This is a genomic window from Streptomyces shenzhenensis, from assembly GCF_021462265.1.
GTDB classification, from domain to species: Bacteria; Actinomycetota; Actinomycetes; order Streptomycetales; family Streptomycetaceae; genus Streptomyces; species Streptomyces shenzhenensis.
On sequence record NZ_JAJONF010000024.1, the window covers coordinates 23,043 to 48,813 of the forward strand.

20 protein-coding genes and 1 tRNA gene are annotated in these 25,771 nt (G+C 71.2%); 10 read left to right on the top strand and 11 right to left on the bottom strand.

The window, feature by feature from the left end; genetic code table 11:
* Positions 1-17: 17 nt before the first annotated feature.
* Complete coding sequence (locus tag LQ326_RS27645; RefSeq protein WP_234541178.1) at positions 18-152, bottom strand: SPW_0924 family protein; 135 nt, start codon at positions 150-152, stop codon at positions 18-20.
* 151 nt (positions 153-303) lie between these two features.
* Positions 304-2,055 carry a lytic transglycosylase domain-containing protein gene (locus LQ326_RS27650; protein ID WP_234541181.1) on the bottom strand — a complete coding sequence of 584 codons (1,752 nt, stop codon included), beginning with the start codon at positions 2,053-2,055 and terminating at the stop codon, positions 304-306.
* A 311-nt stretch (positions 2,056-2,366) separates the two neighbouring features.
* Between LQ326_RS27650 and LQ326_RS27655 the strand changes: the two genes are divergently transcribed.
* Positions 2,367-3,206, top strand: coding sequence for a DUF4184 family protein (locus LQ326_RS27655; protein ID WP_234541183.1), 840 nt, complete (start codon positions 2,367-2,369; stop codon positions 3,204-3,206).
* Here the strand turns inward: LQ326_RS27655 and LQ326_RS27660 are convergent.
* On the bottom strand, positions 3,142-3,519 hold the full coding sequence (locus tag LQ326_RS27660) for a hypothetical protein (protein WP_234541195.1): 378 nt from the start codon (positions 3,517-3,519) through the stop codon (positions 3,142-3,144). The genes LQ326_RS27655 and LQ326_RS27660 overlap by 65 nt on opposite strands.
* Before the next feature lie 304 nt (positions 3,520-3,823).
* Positions 3,824-6,550: a DNA polymerase I gene (gene polA / locus LQ326_RS27665; RefSeq protein WP_234541197.1), complete on the bottom strand. Its 2,727-nt coding sequence runs from the start codon at positions 6,548-6,550 to the stop codon at positions 3,824-3,826.
* Positions 6,551-6,816: 266 nt separating this feature from the next.
* Here polA and LQ326_RS27670 point away from each other — a divergent pair, with 266 nt between their 5' ends.
* The 7 genes from LQ326_RS27670 (at position 6,817) to LQ326_RS27700 (ending at position 15,933) form a co-directional block, all read left to right on the top strand.
* Positions 6,817-9,111, top strand: a complete 2,295-nt coding sequence (locus tag LQ326_RS27670) for an FdhF/YdeP family oxidoreductase (RefSeq protein WP_234541208.1) — start codon at positions 6,817-6,819, stop codon at positions 9,109-9,111.
* Positions 9,112-9,199: 88 nt separating this feature from the next.
* The gene (locus tag LQ326_RS27675) at positions 9,200-9,691 is read left to right on the top strand and encodes a PaaI family thioesterase (protein ID WP_234541219.1); all 492 of its coding nucleotides are present in this window, start codon (positions 9,200-9,202) and stop codon (positions 9,689-9,691) included.
* A gap of 575 nt (positions 9,692-10,266) precedes the next feature.
* Positions 10,267-11,475 (top strand): branched-chain amino acid ABC transporter substrate-binding protein, encoded by a 1,209-nt coding sequence (locus tag LQ326_RS27680; protein WP_234541420.1) that lies wholly within the window; start codon positions 10,267-10,269, stop codon positions 11,473-11,475.
* A gap of 110 nt (positions 11,476-11,585) precedes the next feature.
* Positions 11,586-12,524, top strand: coding sequence for a branched-chain amino acid ABC transporter permease (locus LQ326_RS27685; RefSeq protein ID WP_093504360.1), 939 nt, complete (start codon positions 11,586-11,588; stop codon positions 12,522-12,524).
* Between the two features lie 5 nt (positions 12,525-12,529).
* Positions 12,530-14,311 carry a branched-chain amino acid ABC transporter permease gene (locus LQ326_RS27690; RefSeq protein ID WP_234541422.1) on the top strand — a complete coding sequence of 594 codons (1,782 nt, stop codon included), beginning with the start codon at positions 12,530-12,532 and terminating at the stop codon, positions 14,309-14,311.
* 6 nt (positions 14,312-14,317) lie between these two features.
* Positions 14,318-15,220 carry an ABC transporter ATP-binding protein gene (locus LQ326_RS27695; protein ID WP_234541220.1) on the top strand — a complete coding sequence of 301 codons (903 nt, stop codon included), beginning with the start codon at positions 14,318-14,320 and terminating at the stop codon, positions 15,218-15,220.
* Positions 15,217-15,933 carry an ABC transporter ATP-binding protein gene (locus LQ326_RS27700; RefSeq protein ID WP_234541222.1) on the top strand — a complete coding sequence of 239 codons (717 nt, stop codon included), beginning with the start codon at positions 15,217-15,219 and terminating at the stop codon, positions 15,931-15,933. Before LQ326_RS27695 ends, LQ326_RS27700 begins: the two co-directional genes overlap by 4 nt.
* A 77-nt stretch (positions 15,934-16,010) precedes the next feature.
* Here the strand turns inward: LQ326_RS27700 and LQ326_RS27705 are convergent, their stop codons facing one another.
* The gene (locus tag LQ326_RS27705) at positions 16,011-16,667 is read right to left on the bottom strand and encodes an ANTAR domain-containing response regulator (protein ID WP_181804927.1); all 657 of its coding nucleotides are present in this window, start codon (positions 16,665-16,667) and stop codon (positions 16,011-16,013) included.
* Between the two features lie 100 nt (positions 16,668-16,767).
* Between LQ326_RS27705 and LQ326_RS27710 the strand changes: the two genes are divergently transcribed.
* Positions 16,768-16,842: transfer RNA gene (locus tag LQ326_RS27710), tRNA-Leu, on the top strand.
* A gap of 77 nt (positions 16,843-16,919) precedes the next feature.
* On the opposite strand, the gene pyk is transcribed toward LQ326_RS27710, so the two are convergent.
* The 4 genes from pyk to LQ326_RS27725 all read right to left on the bottom strand — a co-directional run bounded on the left by pyk (position 16,920) and on the right by LQ326_RS27725 (position 21,486).
* A complete protein-coding gene (pyk, locus tag LQ326_RS27715) occupies positions 16,920-18,356 on the bottom strand; it encodes a pyruvate kinase (protein WP_234541223.1) in 1,437 nt (478 codons plus the stop codon).
* Between the two features lie 155 nt (positions 18,357-18,511).
* Positions 18,512-18,643, bottom strand: coding sequence for a hypothetical protein (locus tag LQ326_RS48005; RefSeq protein WP_268207624.1), 132 nt, complete (start codon positions 18,641-18,643; stop codon positions 18,512-18,514).
* A 72-nt stretch (positions 18,644-18,715) separates the two neighbouring features.
* Positions 18,716-20,131: a lysine N(6)-hydroxylase/L-ornithine N(5)-oxygenase family protein gene (locus LQ326_RS27720; RefSeq protein WP_234541225.1), complete on the bottom strand. Its 1,416-nt coding sequence runs from the start codon at positions 20,129-20,131 to the stop codon at positions 18,716-18,718.
* Positions 20,128-21,486, bottom strand: coding sequence for a pyridoxal phosphate-dependent decarboxylase family protein (locus tag LQ326_RS27725; protein WP_234541227.1), 1,359 nt, complete (start codon positions 21,484-21,486; stop codon positions 20,128-20,130). Before LQ326_RS27725 ends, LQ326_RS27720 begins: the two co-directional genes overlap by 4 nt.
* 217 nt (positions 21,487-21,703) lie before the next feature.
* On the opposite strand from LQ326_RS27725, the gene LQ326_RS27730 reads away from it, so the two are divergent.
* Positions 21,704-22,252: a GNAT family N-acetyltransferase gene (locus LQ326_RS27730; RefSeq protein ID WP_234541229.1), complete on the top strand. Its 549-nt coding sequence runs from the start codon at positions 21,704-21,706 to the stop codon at positions 22,250-22,252.
* An 18-nt stretch (positions 22,253-22,270) separates the two neighbouring features.
* Here the strand turns inward: LQ326_RS27730 and LQ326_RS27735 are convergent, their stop codons facing one another.
* Entirely contained in the window at positions 22,271-23,104 is an 834-nt protein-coding gene (locus LQ326_RS27735; protein WP_234541242.1) for an NAD(P)H-binding protein, read from the bottom strand.
* Positions 23,105-23,217: 113 nt separating this feature from the next.
* Positions 23,218-25,701, bottom strand: a complete 2,484-nt coding sequence (gene pepN, locus LQ326_RS27740) for an aminopeptidase N (RefSeq protein ID WP_234541252.1) — start codon at positions 25,699-25,701, stop codon at positions 23,218-23,220.
* Positions 25,702-25,771: the final 70 nt, after the last annotated feature.

Sequence of the window (25,771 nt, forward strand, 5' to 3'; positions counted from 1 at the left end):
GCCTCCCTGGGCGGCGGTTACGGGTGGGCGGGCACCGTCGTGAGCAGCGGCTTCGGAGACGTCTTTCCGTCCGGCGATCCGAGGGCACTGACCGTCACGACCAGGACGAGCGCGAGGGCGAGACCGGTCGCGGCGGCGATCAGGGCACGCATGCGGGGGCCTCCCTACGGCCGACAGCTTCCTGATGGAGCGTCAGGTCCGGGCACCGTAGCAACGGGAGGGTGAGATGAGAACAGGTCGTACGACGACGAGGGCGCCGTCCCGCGTCGGCGGGAGGGCGCCCTGGTCGTCGTACGAGGTGGTTCAGTTGGTGGCGGAAGCGCTCGGGGAAGCGGAGGCGGAGGCGGAGGCCGACGCGGAAGGGCTCGGGGACGGGCTCGACGAGGGAGCGGCCGCGGCAACCGTGAGCTCGACGGTGAGCGTCGCGCCGCCGGTGGTGGTGATGCGGAGCAGGAACGTGCCGGAGATGTCGTCCGCGTACAGCTTGGGCAGCGTGAGCAGGCCGTCGGCGTCCGTCTGGAGGCCCGTGAGGGTACGGACGGCGTTGCCGTTCGCGTCCTTGAAGTACGGGCCCTTGTCGTTCTCGCTCGTGTCGTCGGCCGACTTGACGAGCGTGGCGGTGGCGGCGACCTTGTCGGCGACGGCGCCCTGGTAGGTGGCCTTCGCCTTGATCTGGTCGGCGAACTCGCCGCCCGGGGTGCAGGTCGGCGCGGTGGTGTTGACGAGGGCGAGGGTGTCGGCGGCGCGCGCGGTGACGGTCGCGTCGTAGTCGATGCCCTTGGCCGTGCGGCCGACCACGGCGGCGTGGACCGTGAAGTCGCCGGTCTTCTCGCCGGCCTGGAGTGCCGGGGCGACGGCGACGCCCTTGCCGTCGGTGGCGACCATGGCGACGCTCTCACCGCCTGCGAAGGTCGCGTCCGTGTCCCCGACGATGGTGAAGCGGACCCGGACCTTGGCGACGATCCGGCCGGCCTTGGTCTCCGCGCGCGTGCTGATCCGCTTGCCGAACGCGTCGCCGGCCATGGCGGTGAGCGTGGCGGTGCCGGTGCCCGCGTCCGCCAGGTGGTCCACGGTGTCGGTGGCCGTCGGCGGCAGGCTCGGCGTCGTGCTCGGGACGTTCGGCGAGGGCTCGGCGGGCTTCGGCGTGGTCCTGCCGGGCTTCTCCGTGGAGCCGCCGGAGCCGGAACCGGAGCCGGTCGAGCCGGTCGAGTTGTCGCTGCTGTGCCGGGGCAGTGTGCCGCTGCCGTCGGGGACCGAGTGGGTGCCCTTGCGGTAGTACTCGTACCAGGACAGGACCAGGTTGAGGTAGGCCTGCGAGTTGTTGTAGCTCAGGATCGCGCTGTTCATGTCGGCCTGGACGGACAGGTCCCAGCCGTTGCGGCACAGGTAGTGGCCGGCGGCGAGCGCCGCGTCGTAGACGTTGTTGGGGTCCTTGACGCCGTCCCCGTTGCCGTCGCGGCCCGCCCACGCCCAGGTCGACGGGATGAACTGCATGGGGCCGACGGCCTGGTCGTACGCGCTGTTGCCGTCGTACTTGCCGCCGTCGGTGTCCTTGATGAGCGCGAAACCGTTGCCGTCGAGTTCGGGGCCGAGGATGCGGTGCAGGGTGTTGCCCTGGGCGTCCACGTCACCGCCGCGGGCCTGGCCGGACTCCACCTTGCCGATGGCGGCGAGCAACTGCCAGGGCAGGTTGCAGCCGGGCTTGGAGCCGCGCAGTTCCGCCTCGGCCTTCTTGTAGGCGTCCAGAACGGTGGCCGGTATGCCGGCCTCTGCCGCGCCCTGCGCGACGGCGGTGGCGGTGCTCGGCGAGGAGGCGGTGGGGCTTGCGCTGGGGTTCGGGCTGTCGAGCGGCGGCAGGTCCGTGTAGTACGGCGAGTCGCCGGTGGCGCCGGCCTGGTCGGGCGCGGAGGTGCTGGCGCCGGCGTTGGCCTGTCTGCCCGTGTCCGCGGTCGTGGCCCCCGGTGCCTGGGACGCGGACAGAGCCGCTACCGCCAACGCGGCCGCGGCGGTCGTCGCGGCTCCCTTGCACAGCCGCCTGCCGAATTGCGCCGCCATAAGGTGAACCCCTCCCATGGGCGCCTTCCGAGCGCCCGTCTCCGTCTGTCTGCTCGCCTTGGTGTGACGGTCGACCCGGTGCTGTGGTTGCCTCCTGTTACCTCGTTCGCGTGGTGAGGTAGTGCGTCCGGCCGTACACGCCGGTCGGCGACCCAGGCGACCCTACGACAACTTCCTTGTCACGGACACCCGCTGGTGCCCGGTTTTCACCAGTTGGCCATCTCCCGTTGAACGACGGTCGCGTCCCGGATACTTGTCGTACGCGATCACTTGTTCGGCGCTCCGGCCGACGACTGTGCCAGGGGGCCCGCATGCCGTTCACACTCAGCCACGCCGCCGCCGTGCTGCCCGCCGTACGCGGCGACGGAACCGGTCGGGGACGGCTGGTGCCGGCGGTGCTCGTCGCGGGGTCCTTCTCCCCCGACCTCACCTATTACGCGGCGAGCGCGGTGCCGGACGCGATGGAGTTCGGCGAGTTCACGCACTCCTTCACCGGCGTGTTCACCGTCGACGTGCTCATCTCCTGGGCGCTGGTGGCGCTGTGGCTGCTGATCCGGGAACCGGTGGTGGCCCTCGCGCCCCGCGCCCGGCAGGGGCGCATGGCCGCGCTGCTGCGCTGCGGGGCGCCACGCGCGCGTGCCGGGCTGCGGGTGGCCGCGTGGTGGTACGCATCCGCCGTGCTCGGCGCGCTCACCCATGTCGTCTGGGACGCGTTCACGCACCACGACCGCTGGGGGACGCGGCTGATCCCGGCGATCGGCCGGAACTTCGCCGGCATGCCGCTCTACACGCTGCTCCAGTACGGCAGTTCGGCGGTGGGCGCGGCCGTGCTCGCCGTGTTCGCGGCCCGCGCGGTACGACGGGCGCCGGCCGCGGAGCCGGTGGGGGTGCCGCTGCTGTCGGTACGGGACCGGTGGTGGGCCGGCGCCGCGCTCGCCGGCTGCGCGCTGTTCGCGGCGGTGCGGCGGGCGGTGCGGTGGTGGGACTACTGGGGGGCCACGGCGAAGCCCTGGGAGCTGCTTCCCACGGTGCTGTTCGGAGCGGGCGCGGGGCTGCTGCTCGGGGTGCTGGGGTACGCCGTGGCGGTCAGGGTGTGGCGTCCGGCTCGGGTGGCCGACGACGTGCGGCGGAGTCCGTCCGCCGTTCGGTGAGGCTCGCCACGAACACGGTCATGGTGCGGGGGCGGCGGGGGCCGGGGAGCGCGGCGAGGAGCAGCGCGAGGTGGCTGCGGGCGAGGTCGAGCCACTGCCGCAGGCCGGGGCGGGCGCGGAGCCTGCGGCGGAGGCGGGTGGCCGTCCGGCGCACGGTGACGGCCAGGTCGGCGGGGATGCGGGCGGAACTGGCGTCGGCCGCCTGACCCGGGGCCGACGAGGACGCCGGGACCTGGGCGGCGGAAGAGGCGGACCGAGCGTTGGCCGGGGGCCGGCTCTGGGGCGTCCGGCGGTGAACCATACGTATACCCATGGCCGCATCCTTGCCGGTGGCGGGGGCGGAGGCGTTCTGGCGGGGGCCACGCGGGTGACGCCCTCCCCGCGGCACCGAACCGGCCGCGTCCCGTGGGTTCGGCACCGCCGGAGACCACCGTCGTGACTGGGCACCGTTGCGGCGGAGGAAAAGGAGGGGCGGCAGAGAAGAGAAAGAGGGAGAGAAAGCAGGGCTCCGTTCGCCAGGGTCGGGGAGCGGAGCCCTCTGTCGGCCTCTTCGAAGCGCGCTCTTGCCGGCCTCCACGGAACGGCACGCGTCCTGAGCCGGCTGGGGCCGCCGGCTGCTAGTGCGCTGCTGATTCCCAGTCCGGGCCGACGCCCACCGAGACGTCCAGGGGGGCCCTGAGGTGGACCGCGTTGGACATCTGGTCACGGAGGAGGGATTCGACGCGGTCCCGCTCGCCGGGGGCGATCTCCAGGACGATTTCGTCGTGGACCTGGAGGAGCATGCGGGACTTCAGCTCCGCCTCGCGCAGTGCGCCGTCCACCCTCAGCATGGCGATCTTGACGATGTCCGCCGCCGTGCCCTGGATGGGCGCGTTGAGGGCCATCCGCTCGGCCGCCTCCCGGCGCTGGCGGTTGTCGCTGTTGAGGTCGGGGAGGTAGCGGCGGCGGCCGAAGAGCGTGGCCGTGTAGCCGGTGGCGCGAGCCTCGTCGACGGCCCGGCGCAGGTAGTCGCGGACCCCGCCGAAGCGTTCGAAGTACGTGTCCATCAGGACCCGGGCCTCGCCCGCGTCGATGTTCAGCTGCTGGGATAGGCCGAACGCCGACAGCCCGTACGCGAGGCCGTACGACATCGCCTTGATCTTGCGGCGCATCTCCGCGTCGACGGCCGAGCGGTCGACGGCGAAGACCTGGGAGGCGACCGTGTTGTGCAGGTCCTCCCCGGAGGTGAACGCCTCGATCAGGCCCTCGTCCTCGGAGAGGTGGGCCATCACGCGCAGCTCGATCTGGCTGTAGTCGGCGGTCATCAGCGACTCGAAGCCCTCGCCGACGACGAAGCCCCGGCGGATCGCCCGGCCCTCGTCGGTACGGACCGGGATGTTCTGGAGGTTCGGGTCCGTGGAGGAGAGCCGGCCGGTCGCGGCGACGGTCTGGTTGAAGGTGGTGTGGATACGGCTGTCGGCGGCGACGGTCTTGATCAGGCCCTCGACCGTGACCCGGAGCTTGGCCTGCTCGCGGTGCCGGAGCATGATCACCGGCAGTTCGTTGTCGGTCTGGCCGGCGAGCCAGGCGAGCGCGTCGGCGTCGGTGGTGTAGCCGGTCTTCGTCTTCTTCGTCCTGGGCAGGGCCAGCTCGCCGAAGAGGACCTCCTGGAGCTGCTTGGGCGAGCCCAGGTTGAACTCGTGGCCGGCCGCCGCGTGCGCCTCCTTCACGGCCTGCTGCACCGCGCCCGCGAACATCTGCTCCATCGCTTCGAGGTGCGCGCGGTCGGCCGCGATGCCGTTCCGCTCCATCCGGGCGAGCAGGGCGGAGGTGGGCAGCTCCATGTCACGGAGCAGGTCCGCCGCGCCGACCTCCTGGAGCCGGCCGTCGAAGGCCTCGCCGAGGTCGAGGATCGCGCGGGCCTGGATCATCAGCGCCTCGGCCTCGGCACCGTCGTCCGCGCCGAACGCCAGCTGGCCGTCGGCCGCGGCTGCGGGCGCCAGCTCGCGGTGCAGGTACTCCGTGGACAGCGCGTCCAGGTCGAAGGAACGGCGGCCCGGCTTGACCAGGTAGGCGGCGAGCGCGGTGTCCATGGTGACGCCCTCGATGGTCCAGCCGTGCTCGGCGAAGACCCGCATGGCGCCCTTGGCGTTGTGGAAGACCTTGGGCCGGGCGGCGTCGGCCAGCCAGGATGCCCACGCGTTCTCGTCGGCCTCGTCGAGCTCCGCGGGGTCGAACCAGGCCGCCGCTCCCTGGGCCGCGGCCAGCGCGACCTCGGCGACGGAGCCGGTGCCGAGCGCCCAGGTGCCGACGGTGGCGACGCCCAACGGCCCGGTGCCGTGCTCGGCGAGCCAGCCGGCCAGCTCGCCGGTGCCGAGGACGGACCCGTCGACCTCCACGCCCGCCTCGGTGACCGGCGTGGACTCGGCCTCGTCGGCGCCGGGGTCGACGGCGTAGAGCCGCTCGCGCAGCGACGGGTTGCGGATCTCCAGGGTGTCCAGGATCATCGCGACGCTCTTGCGGTCGTACGGCTCGCGCTCCAGGTCGGCGACCGTCTTCGGCAGCCGCACGCCGCGCTCCAGCTCGGTGAGCCGGCGGTTGAGCTTGACCGACTCCAGGTGGTCGCGGAGGTTCTGGCCGGCCTTGCCCTTCACCTCGTCGACGCGCTCGACCAGCTCGGCGAAGGAGCCGAACTGGTTGATCCACTTCGCGGCGGTCTTCTCACCGACGCCGGGGATGCCGGGGAGGTTGTCGGACGGGTCGCCGCGCAGGGCGGCGAAGTCGGGGTACTGGGCGGGCGTCAAGCCGTACTTCTCGAAGACCTTCTCCGGGGTGAACCGGGTCAGCTCGGAGACGCCCTTGGTCGGGTAGAGGACCGTGGTGTGCTCGGTGACCAGCTGGAAGGAGTCGCGGTCGCCGGTGACGATCAGGACCTCGAAGCCCTCGGCCTCGGCCTGGGTGGCGAGAGTGGCGATGATGTCGTCGGCCTCGAAGCCCTCGACGGCGAAGCGGTGGGCGTGCATGGCGTCGAGCAGCTCGCCGATCAGCTCGACCTGGCCCTTGAACTCGTCCGGGGTCTTGGAGCGGTTCGCCTTGTACTCGGTGAACTCCTCGGAGCGCCAGGTCTTGCGGGAGACGTCGAACGCCGCCGCGAAGTGCGTGGGCGCCTCGTCACGCAGGGTGTTGGCCAGCATCGACGCGAAGCCGTAGATCGCGTTCGTCGGCTGGCCCGTCGCGGTCGTGAAGTTCTCCGCGGGCAGCGCGAAGAACGCGCGGTAGGCCAGCGAGTGCCCGTCCATGAGCATCAGCCGGGGACGGGTACCGCCGGGGGTCTTGTCGGTCTGCTTCGCTGCTGTCTCTGCCACGCCCCCGATCCTGCCACGCCGCACTGACAGCGAGGACCGACGGCTGGGGACGCGGAGCCCGGCACCGCCGGGCGGCGCTGATCGCCGTTGCGGCGGCACAGAGCCGCGGCAGCGGGAAGCAGGGGGGCCGCCGGCACAGTGGCGCACCGGTTCCGTCAACCCTTGGTTTCCGTTCGGCCGGGCAGCCCGTGCTCGATCGTTGTCGGTGGCGCGTGCGAGGATCGAAGGCAGATGGCAGTGGTGCCGGTGCAGAGGGAGAACGTGCGATGGCGACGAAGCCGCCCAAGGGGGACCCGGTCCAGGACGCGCCGCGGGTCGCGGAGCCGAAGCACGCGGCCGCTGGGCTGCCCGCCGTCGGGCACACCCTGCGCATCGCCCAGCAGCAGATGGGCGTGAAGCGCACCGCGCTGACGCTGCTGCGCGTCAACCAGAAGGACGGCTTCGACTGCCCCGGCTGCGCCTGGCCGGAGCCCGAGCACCGGCACACGGCCGAGTTCTGCGAGAACGGCGCCAAGGCGGTGGCCGAGGAGGCCACCCTCCGCCGGGTGACGCCCGAGTTCTTCGCGGCGCACCCCGTGGCCGACCTGCACCGTCGCAGCGGTTACTGGCTCGGCCAGCAGGGGCGGCTCACCCACCCCATGTATCTCGCCGAGGGCGCCGAGCGCTACGAACCGGTCAGCTGGGAGCGCGCCTTCGACATCATCGGCGAGGAGATCGCGGCCCTCTCCTCCCCCGACGAGGCGGTCTTCTACACCTCGGGCCGGACCAGCAACGAGGCCGCGTTCCTGTACCAGCTCTTCGCGCGCGAGCTGGGCACCAACAACCTGCCGGACTGCTCCAACATGTGCCACGAGTCCTCGGGCTCGGCGCTGAGCGAGACGATCGGCATCGGCAAGGGCAGCGTCCTGCTGGAGGACCTGTACAAGGCCGACCTGATCATCGTCGCCGGGCAGAACCCGGGCACCAACCATCCCCGGATGCTCTCCGCCCTGGAGAAGGCCAAGGCCAACGGCGCGAGGATCATCAGTGTCAATCCGCTCCCGGAAGCCGGCCTGGAGCGGTTCAAGAACCCGCAGACCCCCCAGGGCATGCTCAAGGGCGCCGCTCTCACCGACCTGTTCCTGCAGATCCGCATCGGCGGCGACCAGGCTCTGTTCCGGCTGCTCAACAAGCTCGTCGTGGAGACCGAGGGCGCGGTCGACGAGGAGTTCGTGCGCGAGCACACCCACGGGTACGAGGAGTTCGCGGCGGCCGCCCGCGCCGCCGACTGGCAGGAGACGCTCACCGCCACCGGCCTCACCCGCGCGGAGATCGAGGAGGCGCTGCGCATGGTGCTCGCCTCTCGGCGCACCATCGTCTGCTGGGCGATGGGGCTCACCCAGCACAAGCACTCGGTGCCGACCATCCGTGAGATCGTCAACTTCCTGCTGCTGCGCGGCAACATCGGCCGCACCGGCGCGGGCGTCTGTCCGGTGCGCGGCCATTCGAACGTGCAGGGCGACCGCACGATGGGCATCTTCGAGCGGCCGGCCCCCGCCTTCCTGGACGCCCTGGAGAAGGAGTTCGGTTTCGCGCCCCCGCGCGAGCACGGCTTCGACGTCGTCCGCGCCATCCGCGCGCTGCGTGACGGCCAGGCGAAGGTCTTCTTCGCGATGGGCGGCAACTTCGTCGCCGCCACCCCCGACACGGAGGTCACCGAGGCGGCCGTGCGCCGGGCCCGGCTGACCGTGCACGTGTCCACGAAGCTCAACCGCTCGCACGTCGTCACGGGCGCGCGGGCGCTGATCCTGCCGACGCTCGGCCGGACCGAGCGCGATCTCCAGGGCAGTGGCGAGCAGTTCGTCACCGTCGAGGACTCCATGGGCATGGTGCACGCCTCACGCGGCCGTCTGGAGCCCGCGAGCCCGCACCTGCTGTCGGAGCCGGCGATCGTGTGCCGGCTGGCTCGCCGGGTGCTCGGCGAGAACAGCCGTACGCCGTGGGAGGAGTTCGAGAAGGACTACGCGACCGTCCGGGACCGCATCGCGCGCGTGATCCCCGGTTTCGACGACTTCAACGCGCGCGTGGCGCGGCCGGGCGGTTTCGCTCTCCCGCACGCTCCGCGCGACGAGCGCCGCTTCCCGACGGCCACCGGCAAGGCGAACTTCACGGCGGCCCCGGTCGAGTACCCCCGACTGCCCGAGGGCCGGCTGCTGTTGCAGACGCTGCGCTCGCACGACCAGTACAACACCACCATCTACGGCCTGGACGACCGCTACCGGGGCATCACGAACGGCCGCCGGGTGGTCCTGGTGAACCCGGAGGACGCCCGGCTGCTCGGCGTGGCCGACGGGTCCTACGTGGACCTGGTCAGTGAGTGGAAGGACGCCGTGGAGCGGCGGGCGCCGGGCTTCCGGGTGGTGTACTACCCGACCGCCCGGGGCTGCGCGGCCGCGTACTACCCGGAGACCAATGTGCTGGTGCCGCTCGACGCGACGGCGGACACCAGCAACACCCCCGCCAGCAAGTCCGTGGTGATCCGTCTGGAGACCGGGGTGCCGGAACGCACGGCCACCGCCTGAGCGCCCGCTCATCGCGTCTGGAAGAATCGGCGGCCTACTGAGCGTTTGCTCAGCGAGGAGACAGCCGCATGACGAACGGAGCCGGCCCATGGGCGAGCAGCAGCACGTGAAGTTCCCGCAGGAGGTCATCGACGAGTACGCCTCGCTCGGCGTCGACCTGCAGGCCCTGTTCTCGGCGGGCCACCTCGGCAACCGCATGGGCGTGCAGATCGTGGAGGCCTCGGCGGACCGGGTCGTCGGCACCATGCCGGTGGAGGGCAACACGCAGCCGTACGGGCTGCTGCACGGCGGTGCCAGCGCGGTGCTGGCGGAGACCCTGGGTTCGGTCGGTTCGATGCTGCACGGCGGCAGTTCGAAGATCGCGGTCGGTGTCGACCTGAACTGCACGCATCACCGCGGGGCCCGCTCCGGCCTGGTCACCGGCGTGGCCACCCCCGTCCACCGGGGGCGCTCGACGGCGACGTACGAGATCGTGATCAGCGACGAGGAGGGCCGGCGGGTGTGCAGCGCCCGCCTGACCTGCCTGCTGCGTGACGCGCGCCCGGTCGACGGGGCCCACCTCCAGGGCGCCGGCGCCTGACCGGCGCCCGGGCGGGGCGAAGGCCTCGGTACCACCGGCCGAGGCCTTCGCCCCGCCCGGCAGGAGGACGTCGCGCGGCACCTCCGCGCCTCCGGCGCACCCCGCGCCGCCCCGCCGGGAAATGCGAAAAACCCCCAAAGGCTTGACTTTCTTTCTTAGGCGTAACTCTACGTAATACGCGTGTAATCTGCATTTGCTGTTTCAGCCCCAGTTCCCGGGGCACGCCGCGTCTCTCGCCCGCCTCGGAAGTCGCCCACAGCAACGGTCTCGCGTAATGTCCAAAACCGCCGAGACACCTGAACGGACCACGCCGGGTCCTGCAGGTTCTCAGAATGCGGACGGGGCGAATCGGGCCGAATTCCTGCTTTCCCCCCCACGCTGTACCGCTCTGCATTACCTCGTGTCATAACAAGAGCGTCACAGCCTTGGACAAGCACTCCTCCCGGTTCCTCACCCGCGCTTAGAGTCACGGCCAGTCACCGCTCCATGGGGAGTTCGGTAGCGGCGCGGCACTCGTCGTCCCTGCGAGGGAGGCGTGCTGCCCGCGGAAAGGATCGATTGTGCGAACGCGTTCTCTGGTGATTCTTACCTCGGTGTTGACCACCGGAGCCCTGACCCTCACGGCCTGCGGCTCCCGCGACAGCGGCAGCAAGGGCGGCGACAGCGGCAACGTGACGGTCACGATCGGCGTCGATGCCCCGCTGACCGGCCAGAACTCCGCCACGGGTCTCGGCATCCAGTACGGCGCCCAGATCGCCGTCGACGACGCCAACAAGAACAAGACCGTCCCGGGCGTCACCTTCAAGATCAAGGCGCTGGACGACAAGGCGATTCCGGCCACCGGCCAGCAGAACGCCACCCAGCTCGTCTCCGACAAGACCGTGCTCGGCGTCGTCGGCCCGCTCAACTCCGGTGTGGCCACGCAGATGCAGCAGGTCTTCGCCACCGCCAACCTGGTGGAGATCTCGCCGTCCAACACCAACCCCGAGCTGACCATGGGCAAGAACTGGCAGACCAGCCCGTCCCGCCCGTTCAAGACGTACTTCCGCACCGCGACCACCGACGCCCTGCAGGGCGCCTACGCGGCGGACTACGCCTACAACGTCGCCAAGAAGAAGAAGGCCTTCGTCGTCGACGACAAGCAGACCTACGGTGCGGGTCTGTCGAAGATCTTCTCGGAGCAGTTCGCCAAGCAGGGCGGCAAGGTCATCGGCACCGACCACGTCAACACCGGCGACCGTGACTTCTCCACCCTGGTCACCAAGATCAAGAGCTCGGGCGCCGACATCCTCTACTACGGCGGCCAGTACGACGAGTCCGAGGTGCTGACCAAGCAGCTCAAGGCCGCGGGCGCCAACATCCCGCTGCTCGGCGGCGACGGCATGTTCACCCCGACCTACATCAAGACGGCCGGCAAGGCCGCCGAGGGCGACCTGGTGACCTCGATCGGCGTCCCGGTCGACACCCTGCCCGCCGCCAAGGACTTCGTGGCCACCTACAAGGCCAAGAAGTACCCCGGTGACTACGGCACCTACGGCTCGTACTCCTACGACGCCACCACCGCGATCATCAAGGCCGTCGGCACCGTCGTGAAGGACGGCAAGATCCCCACCGACGCCCGCTCCCAGATCGTCAGCGCCGTCCAGAACACCTCCTTCGACGGCATCTCCGGCAAGATCTCGTTCGACCAGTACGGCGACACCACGAACAAGCAGCTGACCGTCTACCAGGTCGTCAGCGGAGCGTGGAAGTCCGTCAAGAGCGGCGTGGCCACCCCGAAGTAACCGGCCACCACACATCGCACCACCAGGGCCGCGCGGCACAGACCAACCGTCACCGCGCGGCCCGCCTTCTACGCCCCCCCTGACTCTCCCCACAACATGGAGGCCATGCGGTGAACACCCTGCCGCAGCAGCTGGCCAACGGGCTGTTCCTCGGCTCGATGTACGGTCTGATCGCCATCGGCTACACGATGGTGTACGGCATCGTCCAGCTCATCAACTTCGCCCATGGCGAGATCTTCATGACCGGAGGCTTCGGCGCCCTCACGGTCTACCTTCTCCTGCCGGACGGCATATCCATGTGGGTAGCCCTGCCCGCGATGCTCATCGGCGGCGCCCTGGTCGCCGTTCTCATCGCCGTCGGCGCCGAACGCTTCGCCTACCGGCCACTGCGCGGCGCACCACGCCTCGCGCCGCTGATCACCGCGATCGGCCTGTCGCTCGCGCTGCAGCAGGCGGTCTTCAACTGGTACCACGTCGACGGCGACGCCAAGACCGCCCGGGTCTTCCCGCAACTGCCGTTCGGCCCGCTGCACATCGGCTCGGTGACCGTGCAGAGCGGTGACATCTTCCTGATCATCGCCGCCCCGCTGTGCATGGCGATCCTCGCCCTGTTCGTCCGGCTCTCCCGCACCGGCCGCGCCATGCAGGCCACCGCCCAGGACCCGGACACCGCCCAGCTGATGGGCATCGACACCAACCGCATCATCGTCGTCGCCTTCGCGATCGGCGGCTTCTTCGCGGCCGTCGCCGGTGTCTCCTACGGCCTCAAGTACGGCTCCGTCTCCTACGACATGGGCTTCATCGCCGGTCTGAAGGCGTTCACCGCGGCCGTCCTCGGCGGCATCGGCAACATCTACGGCGCCATGCTCGGCGGCCTCGTCCTCGGTATCGCCGAGGCCATGGCCACCGCCTACATCGCCAACATCCCCGGCATGCAGCAGCTCGGCGGTGGCGGCTGGGCCTCCGTGTGGGCCTTCGTCCTGCTGATCCTCGTACTCCTCTTCAGACCACAGGGTCTGCTCGGCGAACGCGTCGCGGACAGGGCGTGAGCAGCATGACCGACACCACCACCATCTCCCCGGCGGCGACGGAGCGCGGACCGGTCCCGCTGCCCCTGTCCCTCGCCCGGCTGCTCGTCGTCGTGGGCGCCGTGGGCACCATCGCGAGCGCCTTCCTCAGCTGGACCTGGACGTCCGACTTCCCCGGCGACCTGACGGTCTACGGCTACCCGGCCGGCCTGCAGATCCTCGCCCTCGTGGGCGGCGTCCTCACCCTGCTGTTCGGGCTGACCCTGTGGGACGTCAAGTGGCTGCGCTGGCTGAACCCGGCGGACGCCACCTCCCCGGTCTTCCTGACGGCCCTGTCGGCGTTCGCCGTCTGCTGGTTCACCGGCATCGCCATCGCCGTCGACCTCGGCGGCCTGGTCAACCTCGACCCGGGCGCGTACGTGGCGATGGCGGCCTCCGCGCTGCCCGTCGCCGGCGCCCTCGCGCTGCCCCACCCGGCCCCCGGCACCGGCATCCGCGGCTACCTGACCAAGCCCCAGCTGCCCGCTCCCACCAAGGTGTCGGCGCTCACCGAGCGCGTCATCATCACGGTCGGCGTCGCGCTCGCCCTGCTGGCCTTCACCTACGGCATCGGCATCGACAACGACGCCAGCGAGACCTTCATCGGCTACCTGCTGCTGCTCGTCTTCGCCGCCTGGGGCCTGATGCACACCGGTCTGGTCGACCGCTTCGCGACCACCGCGGCGCACCACAAGGGGTTCGCCTCGGCGCTCGCCTTCGTCGCGGCCGTGGTCTTCCCCTTCACCCAGAACGACGACCACAACGCCAACGTCGGCGTGAACATCCTGATCTTCGCCACCGTCGCCCTCGGCCTGAACATCGTTGTCGGCCTCACCGGTCTGCTCGACCTCGGTTACGTCGCGTTCCTCGGCGTCGGCGCCTACGCGGCCGCCCTGGTCTCCGGCTCGGAGTACTCCCGGTTCTCCGGTGTGCACTTCCCGTTCTGGGCCGCCGCCCTCACCGGCATGGCCGCCTCGCTGGTCTTCGGTGTGCTGATCGGCGCGCCGACCCTGCGGCTGCGCGGCGACTACCTGGCCATCGTCACGCTCGGCTTCGGTGAGATCTTCCGTATCACCGTCAACAACCTCGACGGCACCTCCGGGCCGAACATCACCCGCGGCCCCAACGGCATCACCCAGATCCCGGACCTGAACATCTTCGGGTTCAACCTGGGCGACTCGCACGACGTCCTCGGGCACAGCCTGGGCCGGTTCGCCAACTACCTGTTCCTGATGCTCATCGTCACGGCGATCGTCGTGCTCGTCTTCACCCGCGCCGCCGACTCCCGTATCGGCCGCTCCTGGATCGCCATCCGCGAGGACGAGACCGCCGCCACCGCCATGGGCATCAACGGCTTCCGCGTCAAGCTGATCGCCTTCGCCCTGGGCGCCTCCCTCGCGGGCCTCGCCGGCACCGTGATGGCGCACGTCAACTACAGCGTGAACCCGCAGCCGTACCAGTTCGCCGGCGCCGCCCCGCCCAACTCGGCCTTCCTGCTGGCCGCCGTCGTCCTCGGCGGCATGGGCACCGTCAGCGGCCCGCTGCTCGGCGCGAGCGTGCTCTACCTGGTCCCGGAGAAGCTCCAGTTCCTGCAGAACTACGAGCTGTTCGCCTTCGGCGTCGCGCTGATCCTGCTGATGCGGTTCCGGCCGGAGGGCATCATCGCCAACCGCCGCCGCCAGCTGGAGTTCCACGAGACCGGCCAGCTCGACGTACCGGCGCAGGAGACGCTGAGCGACGACGCGGCCGTCACCAAGGCAGGGGCGTGAGGAACCATGACGACACCTGTACTCGAAGCCCGTGACGTCACCATGCGGTTCGGCGGTCTGACCGCCGTCCGGTCCGTGGACTTCACGGTCAACAGCGGCGAGATCGTCGGCCTGATCGGCCCGAACGGCGCCGGCAAGACCACCTTCTTCAACTGCCTCACCGGCCTGTACGTCCCCACCGAGGGCACCGTCTCCTACCAGGGCAAGGTGCTGCCGCCCAAGCCGCACATGGTGACCCAGGCCGGCATCGCGCGCACCTTCCAGAACATCCGGCTCTTCGCCAACATGACCGTTCTGGAGAACGTCCTCGTGGGCCGCCACACGCGGACCAAGGAGGGCCTGTGGTCCGCGCTGCTGCGCGGTCCCGGCTTCCGCAAGGCCGAGAAGGAGTCCGAGGCGAAGGCCATGGAGCTCCTGGAGTTCATCGGCCTCGCCGCCAAGCGCGACCACCTCGCGCGCAACCTGCCCTACGGCGAGCAGCGCAAGCTGGAGATCGCGCGGGCGCTGGCCAGCGAGCCGGGACTGCTGCTGCTCGACGAGCCGACGGCCGGCATGAACCCGCAGGAGACCCGGGCCACCGAGGAACTGGTCTTCGCCATCCGGGACAAGGGCATCGCCGTCCTCGTCATCGAGCACGACATGCGCTTCATCTTCAACCTGTGTGACCGGGTCGCCGTCCTCGTCCAGGGCGAGAAGCTCGTCGAGGGCACCTCCGACGTCGTACAGGCGGACGACCGGGTCGTCGCCGCCTACCTGGGTGAGCCCTTCGAGGGCGCCCCCGGGACGGCGGAGGCAGCCGAGGTCGAGGCCGCGGAGGCCGCCGCCGACGCGGAGAGCGCCGACGCGGAGAGCGCCGCCGACACCGGGAGCACAGAGGCGGACAGCACCACCAAGGGAGAGGCCCAGTGACCGCACTGCTGGAGGTCGAGGACCTCAGGGTCGCCTACGGCAAGATCGAGGCCGTCAAGGGCATCTCGTTCAGCGTCGAGGCCGGTCAGGTCGTGACCCTCATCGGCACCAACGGCGCCGGCAAGACGACGACCCTGCGTACCCTGTCGGGTCTGCTCAAGCCGGCCTCGGGGAAGGTCGTGTTCGACGGCAAGCCGCTCAGCGGGGTTCCGGCGCACAAGATCGTCGCGCTCGGGCTCGCCCACTCCCCCGAGGGCCGGCACATCTTCCCGCGCCTGACGATCGCGGAGAACCTGCAGCTCGGTGCCTTCCTCCGCAAGGACAAGGCGGGCATCGAAAGGGACATCCAGCGGGCCTACGACCTCTTCCCGATCCTGGGCGAGCGGCGCAAGCAGGCCGCGGGCACCCTCTCGGGCGGTGAGCAGCAGATGCTGGCGATGGGGCGCGCGCTGATGTCCCAGCCGAAGCTGCTGATGCTGGACGAGCCGTCGATGGGTCTGTCTCCGATCATGATGCAGAAGATCATGGCGACGATCCTGGAGCTGAAGTCGCAGGGGACGACCATTCTGCTGGTCGAGCAGAACGCGCAGGCGGCGTTGTCGCTGGCCGACCAGGGGCATGTGATGGAGGTCGGCAACATCGTGCTGTCGGGGAGCGGGCAGGACCTGCTCCACGACGAGTCGGTGCGGAAGGCGTACCTGGGCGAGGACTGACCCCCTGGGTTCGATACGACGAGGCCCGCGCTCCCTTCTCCGGAGCGCGGGCCTTGGCGTTCGCAGGTGTGTGCGGGTCAGCCCTTGGCGGACTTCTTCTCCTCGCTGTCCGCGATGACGGCCTCGGCGACCTGCTGCATCGACATGCGGCGGTCCATCGACGTCTTCTGGATCCAGCGGAACGCGGCCGGCTCGGTCAGGCCGTACTCGGTCTGCAGGACGGACTTCGCGCGGTCGACCAGCTTGCGGGTCTCCAGGCGCTGGGTGAGGTCGGCGACCTCCTTCTCCAGCTGCCGCAGCTCGTTGAAGCGGGAGACGGCCATCTCGATCGCCGGGACGACGTCGCTCTTGCTGAACGGCTTGACCAGGTAGGCCATCGCGCCGGCGTCCCGGGCCCGCTCCACCAGGTCGCGCTGCGAGAAGGCAGTGAGCATCAGGACCGGGGCGATGGACTCCTCGGCGATCTTCTCGGCCGCCGAGATGCCGTCCAGCTTGGGCATCTTGACGTCGAGGATGACGAGGTCGGGGCGGTGCTCGCGGGCCAGCTCGACGGCCTGTTCGCCGTCACCGGCCTCACCGACGACCGTGTACCCCTCCTCCTCCAGCATCTCTTTCAGGTCCAGCCGGATCAAAGCCTCGTCCTCGGCGATGACGACTCGGGTCGTCAGCGGAGGCACGTGCGACTTGTCGTCGTCGGGCGCGTCTACGGGCTGGGGCGACTCGGGGGCGGTCACGGGGGCTCCTCGTTCAGGGCAGGGGTACTGCTGACAAGAGCCTACCTAGCTACGGTATGGTGGACGCGCGGAGGGTCGGGGATCACCTTTGATTCTTCGAGCCCCGGTAGCCCAATTGGCAGCAGGCAACGGATTCAAAACCCGTACAGTGTCGGTTCGAGTCCGACCCGGGGCACTTTTGCTTGGATTCCAAGGTCGCGTTATTGCGTGGCCGAAGGGCCCCTCCCGCTTGGCGGAGGGGCCCTTCGTGCGTCACCTGGGGCTGTCGTCCTCGCCGATGTGGTGCACCCGGAGCATGTTGGTGGAGCCGGAGACGCCGGGCGGGGAGCCCGCCGTGATGACCACGACGTCGCCCTTCTCACAGCGCCCGTACTTCAGCAGCAGCTCGTCGACCTGGTCGACCATCTTGTCCGTCGAGTCGACGTGCGGGCCGAGGAAGGTCTCCACGCCCCAGGTGAGGTTGAGCTGGGAGCGGGTGGCCGGTTCCGGGGTGAAGGCGAGCAGCGGGATCGGGGAGCGGTAGCGGGACAGCCGGCGGACGGTGTCCCCCGACTCGGTGAACGCGACCAGGAACTTCGCGTTCAGGAAGTCGCCCGTCTCCGCGGCGGCCCGGGCGACCGCGCCGCCCTGGGTGCGGGGCTTGTTGCTCTCGGTCAGCGGCGGCAGGCCCTTGGCGAGGATGTCCTCCTCGGCCGCCTCGACGATCTTCGCCATGGTGCGCACGGTCTCGATCGCGTACTTGCCGACGCTGGTCTCGCCGGAGAGCATCACCGCGTCCGTGCCGTCGATGACCGCGTTGGCGACGTCGGAGGCCTCGGCGCGGGTGGGCCGCGAGTTCTCGATCATGGAGTCGAGCATCTGGGTGGCGACGATGACCGGCTTGGCGTTGCGCCTGGCCAGCTTGATCGCGCGCTTCTGGACGATCGGCACCTGCTCCAGCGGCATCTCCACGCCGAGGTCGCCGCGGGCGACCATGATGCCGTCGAAGGCGGCCACGATGGAGTCGATGTTCTCCACGGCCTGCGGCTTCTCGACCTTGGCGATCACCGGAAGGCGGCGGCACTCCTCGTCCATGATGCGGTGGACGTCCTCGATGTCCCGGCCGCTGCGCACGAAGGACAGCGCGATCACGTCGAAGCCGGTGCGCAGCGCCCACCGCAGATCGGCCTCGTCCTTCTCGGACAGGGCCGGGACGGAGACGGCGACACCGGGGAGGTTGAGGCCCTTGTGGTCGGAGACCATGCCGCCCTCGACCACCGTGGTGTGCACGCGGGGGCCGTCGACGTGGGTGACCTCCAGGCAGACCTTGCCGTCGTCCACGAGAACGCGCTCACCGGGAGTGACGTCGCCCGCCAGACCCCGGTGCGTCGTCCCGCACTGGTGCCGGTCGCCCTCGGCGCCCTCCTCCACCGTGATGACGAAGGCGTCACCGCGTTCGAGGAGTACCGGGCCCTCGGTGAAACGGCCGAGCCGGATCTTCGGGCCTTGAAGGTCGGCGAGGATCCCGACACTGCGACCGGACTCGTCGGAGGCCTTGCGGACGCGGTGGTAGCGCTCCTCGTGCTCGGCGTAGCCGCCGTGGCTGAGGTTGAATCGGGCGACGTCCATTCCGGCCTCGACCAGTGCCTTGATCTGGTCGTACGAGTCGGTGGCGGGCCCCAGAGTACAAACGATCTTTGCTCGGCGCATGGTTCGAGCCTAGGCCTTACCGGCGGGTAGAGAATTGGCCGTACATGACGACCCAACAACCTTTACGTGAAGGCCTATTGACAAGTGTTGAATTGTGCGCGCGTCCGCTCCGATGAGCATCCCGCCTTCGTCGAATGCGAGGAATCGCCGACGGGTCACAGCTCCGGCGACGCCGTCGTGAAGTGCGCGCCGACCTGAGCGCTCACGCGCAGTTGCGGCGGTTCGGCATCCGGGGGTTCGACGGGCGCCGGCAGGTCGGCGAGCTGGAAGCCGGCCCGCGACGGCACGCCGGGGTTCTGAGCGGTCCCGAAGGGCGCCGGTCCCCGGACCGGCGCCCCCGCGGTCTGCCGGCGACGTGCTCAGTCGACGAGCGGCGTGAGCTGCCTCGGCTGCTGCTGCGCCGGAACCCTTTCCTCCGGCCGCTCCAGACCGAAGCTGGTGAAGGCCGTGCGCGCGGGCAGCGGGTAGGGGTCCTTGCCGGTCAGGGAGTTGAGGATGGTGGCGGAGCGCCAGGCGGCCAGGCCCAGGTCCGGGGCGCCGACGCCGTGGGTGTGGCGTTCGGCGTTCTGCACGTACGCCGCTCCGGTCACCGACGGGTCGAGGAGGAGCCGGAACCGCTCGTCCACGCGCGGGCGTTCGCTGTTGTCCCGGCGCAGGTACGGGTCGAGTCCGGCGAGCAGGCGGCCGAGAGGGCGTTCGCGGTAGCCGGTGGCCAGGACGACGGCATCGGTGGTGAGCCGGGAGCGGCGGCCCTGCTGGACGTGTTCGAGGTGGAGCTCGACCTTGGTGGTGGCGACGCGTCCGGCCGTGCGGACCTGGACGCCGGGGGTCAGGACGGCTTCCGGCCAGCCGCCGTGCAGCGTGCGGCGGTACAGCTCGTCGTGGATCGCGGCGAGGGTGTCGGCGTCGATGCCCCTGTGCAGCTGCCACTGGGCGGAGACGAGCCGGTCCCGGACGGGTTCGGCGAGGGCGTGGAAGTAGCGGGTGTAGTCGGGGGTGAAGTGCTCCAGGCCGAGCTTGGAGTACTCCATGGGCGCGAACGCCTCGCCGCGCCCGATCCAGTGCAGCTTCTCGCGGCCGGCGGGCCGGTGGCGCAGCAGGTCCAGGAAGACCTCGGCGCCGGACTGTCCGCAGCCCACGACGGTGACGTGCTCGGCGGCGAGGAAGGTCTCGCGGTGGTCGAGGTAGTCGGCCGCGTGGATGACCGGGATGCCCGCGGACTCCACCAGCGGCTTGAGCGGGTCGGGAACGTGGGGGACGGTCCCGACCCCGAGCACGACGTTCCTCGTGAAGGTACGGCCGAGCGACTCGGCCTCGCCCTCGGCGTCGAGCCGGGTGAAGTCGACCTCGAACAGCTCGCGTTCGGAGTTCCAGCGGACGGCGTCGACCTGGTGGGAGAAGCGCAGTCCGGGCAGGTTCTCGGCGACCCAGCGGCAGTAGGCGTCGTACTCGGCGCGCCGGATGTGGAAGCGCTCGGCGAAGTAGAACGGGAAGAGCCGGTCGCGGGCCTTGAGGTAGTTGAGGAACGACCAGGGGCTCGTGGGGTCGGCGAGGGTCACCAGGTCGGCGAGGAAGGGGACCTGGACGGTGGCGCCGTCGATCAGCAGCCGGGGGTGCCAGGCGAAATGCGGGCGCTGTTCGTAGAAGACGGCGTCGAGTTCGGGGAGTGGGTGGGCGAGTGCGGCAAGGGAGAGGTTGAACGGTCCGATGCCGATGCCGACCAGGTCGCGGGGTGCTTCGGGCTCGTGGTGTGGGGGGTTGGGCGTCGGTCTCATCGGGGCGTCGTTCCTTCCACGAGTTTCAGGAGGAGGGCCAGTTCGTCCGGCCGGGTGTGGGGATTGAGGAGGGTGGCCTTGAACCAGAGCCGGCCGTCGAGCCGGGCCCGGCCGAGTACCGCCCGGCCGTCGAGCAGCAGCATGCGCCGCACGCCGGCGACGTCGTCGTCGGTGGCTCCGGTGGGGCGGAACAGCACCGTGCTGATGTCCGGCCGGTCGAAGAGCTCGAAGCCGGGGTGCTCGCGGACCAGGGCGGCGAACTCCCGCGCCAGTGCGCACACCTGGTCGACCAGCGCGCCGAGTCCGGTGCGGCCCAGGGCCTTGAGGGTGACCGCGATCTTGAGGACGTCGGGGCGCCGGGTGGTGCGCAGGGAGCGGCCGAGCAGGTCGGGGTAGCCGGCCTCGGTGTCGTCGGCGGCGTTGAGGTAGTCGGCGTGGTGGTGGAGGACGCCCAGCTCTCCCGGGCGGGAGACGGCGAGGAGGCCCGCGGCGGCCGGCTGCCAGCCGAGTTTGTGCAGGTCGAGGGTGACGCTGTGGGCGCGCTCCAGGCCGGCGAGTTTCTCCCGGTGGCGGTCGCTGAAGGCGAGGCCGCCTCCGTAGGCGGCGTCGACGTGCAGCCGGGCGCCGTGGGCGGCGCAGAGACCGGCGATCTCGGGGAGCGGGTCGATGAGCCCGGCGTCGGTGGTGCCGGCGGTGGCGGCGACCAGCAGGGGCCGGGGCAGGTGGGTGAGGGCGTCGTGGAGGGCGGCCGGGTCGAGGGTGCCGTTCGGGGCGGGGACCACGACGGGGTCGGGCAGGCCGAGCAGCCAGGCGGCCCGGGGCAGCGAGTGGTGGGCGTTGGCGCCGCAGACGAGCCGGACGGAGCCGCCGGAGGCTTCCCGGGCGAGCAGCAGGGCGAGTTGGTTGGACTCGGTGCCGCCGGTGGTGACCACGGCGTCGGAGAGACCGATGGTGTGCGCGAGGGTGCGGGTGACCAGGGCTTCCAGGGCGGCGGCGGCCGGGGCCTGGTCCCAGGAGTCCAGGGAGGGGTTGAGGGCACTCGCGGCGAGGTCGGCGGCGGCCGCGACGGCGAGCGGCGGGCAGTGCAGATGCGCCGCGCACAGCGGGTCGGCGGGATCGGCGGCGCCCTCGGCGAGGGCGGTCACCAGGGCGCGCAGGGCGCCGGGGTCGCCGTCGTCCGGGAGTACGTCGCCCACGGCGTCCGCCACCCGCTCGGCCACCGCCTCCGGTCCGCCCGCGGGCAGCGGACCGCCGCGCGCCCGGCCGCCCTCGCCGAGGGCGTCGAGCACGGTCTCCAGCAGAGGCCGCAGGGCGTCGGGGCCCAGGGGTCCGGATGCGAGGGACGGCGTACTCATGGGCTCTCCTCGGGGCGCTGGCCGAAAGGGTGTGTCCGCAGGGGAGTTCCAGCTTGTACGGGATTGGGGCTGCGCGTCCCCAAAGCCCAACGATCGGAACCCGAAAGGGGGTACTGCCGTGCGGGGAAAACCTGTCGGGGCGGTGCGCCCCGGGCGCGTCGGAGCAAGCGGTGACCGGGCGTTGAGACCATGGCTGACCGGGGTTAACGTCGGTCGCGTGGTTGACGCGTGGATGATCGACGTGCCCGGTGAGCGGGTACTGGTGCGGGAGCCGCGGCCCGCGGACGAGGCGCCGCTGCTGGACCTCTTCGAGGCCTGCGAGGACTGGTTCGTGGCGGCGACGGGGCTGCCGTCGGGGCCGGGCGACGTGCAGAGCCTCTTCTACGGGCTGCCCGAGGGCGCCGACCCCGCCGACAAGGTGCTGCTGGTCCTGGAGCGGGACGGGGTGGTCTCGGGCCTGGTGGACGCGGTACGGAACCATCCGGTGCCGGGCGCGGTCGCGGTGGGGCTGTTCCTGCTGGCGCCCTGGGCGCGGGGCCGGGGCCTGGGGCGGGCGCTGGCCGAGTCGCTGCTCGCGCACGCCGGGGAGGTGTCCCTGGTGACGGCGTCGGTGCCGCCGGGCTGGCGCTCCGGGGAGCGTTTCCTGGAGCGCCTGGGCTTCACGCTGGGCGCGCGGACGCCCGCGGCGGCCGAGGCGGGCAACCGGCGCGCGGGGCCGCGGGAGGGCGCGGTGCGCCGGGCGGAGCTGCGGCCGGCCGCGCGCTGAGGACCCCGGCCGGGAACGTCAGGGGCGGAAGTCGGCCGCGTGGTCGGCGGCCCACTGCTCGAAGGCGCGGGCCGGGCTGCCGGTGACCTCCTCGACCGTGGCGGTGATCTCCGGCGGGACGCCGACGGTGGCCGCGAAGCTCTTCAGCAGGCCCTGGACCAGCTCGGGCGGGCTCTGCGGGAAGAGCAGCGGGGCGGCCTCCTCGGGCGGCACCTCGACGAAGGTCAGTTCGCGGCCGACGGCCCGCCCGATCGCCGCGATCTGGTCGGTGTTGGTGGTGGCGGCGGGACCGGTGAGGCGGTGGACGGCGCCCTCGTGACCGCCGTCCAGGAGCGCGCGTTCGGCGACCGCGGCGATGTCGTCCTCGTGGATGGGCGCGGTGAGCATGCCGGCGAAGACACCGCGGACGGTGTCGCCGGCGCGGATCTGGGGCGCCCACTGGAGGGCGTTGGCGGCGAACGCGTTGGGGCGCAGGAACGTCCAGGCGAGCCCGCTGTCGCGGATCTGCCGTTCGGCCGTGGCGTGCATGACGTGGATGGGGTGGGTCTCGTCGGCGCCCTCCTGGATGATCCCGGAGGAGAGCAGGACGACATGGCGCACCCCGGCCGTACGGGCCGCGGCCAGGAGTTCGGGCAGCCGCCCGCCGGCCCCCTGGACGTACAGGAAGACCTTGCTCGCCCCGGCGAACAGCGGGGCCAGGTCCTGCGGCCGGAACCTGACCACCTCGGCCTTGTCGGGCAGGCCGGCGGTCTCCGGGGCGCGGGTGAGCGCCCGCACGGCCTGTCCGTCGGCGACGAGACGTGCGACGAGGGCACGGCCGACGTTGCCGGTGGCACCGGTGACTACGATCACGGATCTCTCCCTGGGTCTTCGGCGCTTGTCCGGCACCGAGCCTAGGAGCGGCGGCCGGTCCCCGCATCGTCATCGGGGACCAGCCGCGCCCGTGTCGTCGTAGGTCCGCGGTCCTACGCCTCGCGGACCCGCAGCGCCCTTTCCAGGTCGTCCAGTTCGTCGGTCAGGCGGCGGCGCAGGGCCGTGACCGGGTCGGCGTCGGCCAGGCAGGCCCCGCCGAGGGCCAGGTTCTCGGCGTCGACGGCGTGGGCGGGGAAGGCGTCGCGGCCGACGGCCGTGGCGATGGCGGGGCCGCGCCGGGCGGCCACGGCGACCGCGTCCTGGTAGTAGCGCGGTACGTACTCCCGGACCAGGTCGGCCTGTTCGGGGTGCCAGAAACCCTGGGCGGTGGCCGCGAACAGGTAGTTGGACAGGTCGTCGCCGCCGAACATGGCCTGCCAGGCGGTGCGCTTGGCCTCGGGGTCGGGCAGCGCGGCCCGGCAGCGGGCGGCGCCCTCCTGGCCGCTGGCGCTCGGGTCGCGCTCCAGTTCGGCGGCGATCCCGTCCTCGTCGACGGCGCCGAGGACGGCGAGCCGGCTCATGATGCGCCAGCGCAGTTCGGGGTCGAGCTCGGGCCCGCCGGGCACGGTGTCCTCGGCCAGCCAGGCGGCGATGGTGTCGGGATGGGCGGCGGCCCGGATGAAGTGCCGTACGGCGATCAGGCGCAGCCCCGGGTTGTCGCCGTCCTCGGTGCGCCGGATGAAGTCGCGGCACAGGGCGGAGACCGTGGCGAGGGCGGCCGGGCGGTCCTCGGGCCTGAGGTACCGGTCGACGACGTGGACCGCGGTGAAGGCCAGCACACCCTGGACGAGGGCGAGGTCGCTCTCGTGCGGAAGGTGGGCGCGGGCGGTCTCCAGGTAGGCGGCGGGCGGGAGTTCCCCGTCGCGGACGGCGACCCGCAGGGCGTTCCACACCACCGCGCGGGTGAGCGCGTCGGGCACGCCCGACAGGTTGGCCCGGACGGACGCGGCGGACTCGGCGTCGAAGCGGACCTTGGCGTAGGTCAGGTCGCCGTCGTTGAGCACCAGCAGGGCGGGGCGCTTGCCGAGGACCTGGGGAGCCGTCTGCGGGATGTCGAGGTCGATGCGCTCGCGCAGGGTGAACCGGCCCTCGTCGGCGAGGTCCTGGTCGTAGACGCCGACGCAGACGCGGTGCGGGCGGCTGCCGGTGCGCTGGACGGTGAGGGTGCGGGTGCCGTCGGCGGCGGTGGCCAGGACCGGGGTGAGGGTGTCGACGCCGGTGGTGCGCAGCCAGGCGTCGGCCCAGGCGTGCACGTCGCGTTCGGTGGCGGCGGCGAGGGAGTCGATGAAGTCGGCGAGGGTGGCGTTGCCGAACCGGTGCCGCTGGAAGTGGATGTTGATGCCGGCCAGGAAGTCCTTCTCGCCCATCCAGGCGACCAGCTGACGCAGCGCGGAGGCGCCCTTGGCGTAGGAGATGCCGTCGAAGTTGAGCAGGGCGGCGGCGGTGTCGTCGACCGCCTCGGGGGCGACCGGGTGGGTGGAGGGGCGCTGGTCGGCGTCGTAGCCCCAGGCCTTGCGGGACACCCCGAAGTCGACCCAGGTGTCCGTGAAGCGGGTGGCCTCGGTGAGGGTCTGGTAGCCCATGTACTCGGCGAAGGACTCGTTCAGCCAGATGTCGTCCCACCAGCGGAGGGTGACGAGGTCGCCGAACCACATGTGGGCCATCTCGTGGGCGATGACCATCGCGCGGGTCTGCCGCTCGGTGTCGGTGACGGCGGAGCGGTAGACGAACTCGTCGCGGAAGGTGACCAGGCCGGGGTTCTCCATGGCGCCGGCGTTGAACTCGGGGACGAACGCCTGGTCGTAGGAGTCGAAGGGGTAGGGCTCCTCGAACTTCTCGTGGTAGCGGTCGTAGCACGCGCGCGTGATGTCGAGGATCTCCTCGGCGTCGGCGTCGAGGTGCGGGGCCAGCGAGCGGCGGCAGTGGATGCCGAAGGGCAGGCCGCGGTGCTCGGTGCGCACCGAGTGCCAGGGGCCGGCCGCGACGGCGACCAGGTAGGTGGAGATCAGCGGGGTGGCGGCGGCCCGCCAGCGGCCCTCGCCGAGGTCCTCGGTGATGCCGTTGGCGAGCACCGTCCAGCCCTCGGGGGCGGTCACGGACAGCTCGAAGACGGCCTTCAGGTCGGGCTGGTCGAAGGCCGCGAAGACGCGCTGCACGTCGTCCATGAACAGCTGGGTGTAGACGTACGTCGCGTCGTCCGTGGGGTCGGTGAAGCGGTGCATGCCCTCGCCGGTGCGCGAGTAGCGCATGGTGGCGTCGATGCGCAGCTCGTGCTCGCCCGCGGTGAGGTCCTTCAGGGGCAGCCGGTCCTGCTCCAGCGTCTCGGGGTCGAGGGGCTGTCCGTCCAGGGTGACGGCCCGCAGGGCGGCGGGCTTCAGCTCGACGAAGGTGTCGCCGTCGGATCGGGCCGTGAACCTGATCACGGTACGGGAGTCGAAGGTCTCGTCCCCGGTGGTCAGGTCGAGGTCGATCGTGTAGCGGTGGACGTCGAGGAGCTCGGCGCGGCTCTGCGCTTCGTCGCGAGTCAGTACGGACATGCGGGCCATGCTGCCCGATGACACCGGCAACGCACAGGGGCGGGGGCGGTACGCGGCTTATGTCGGGTCC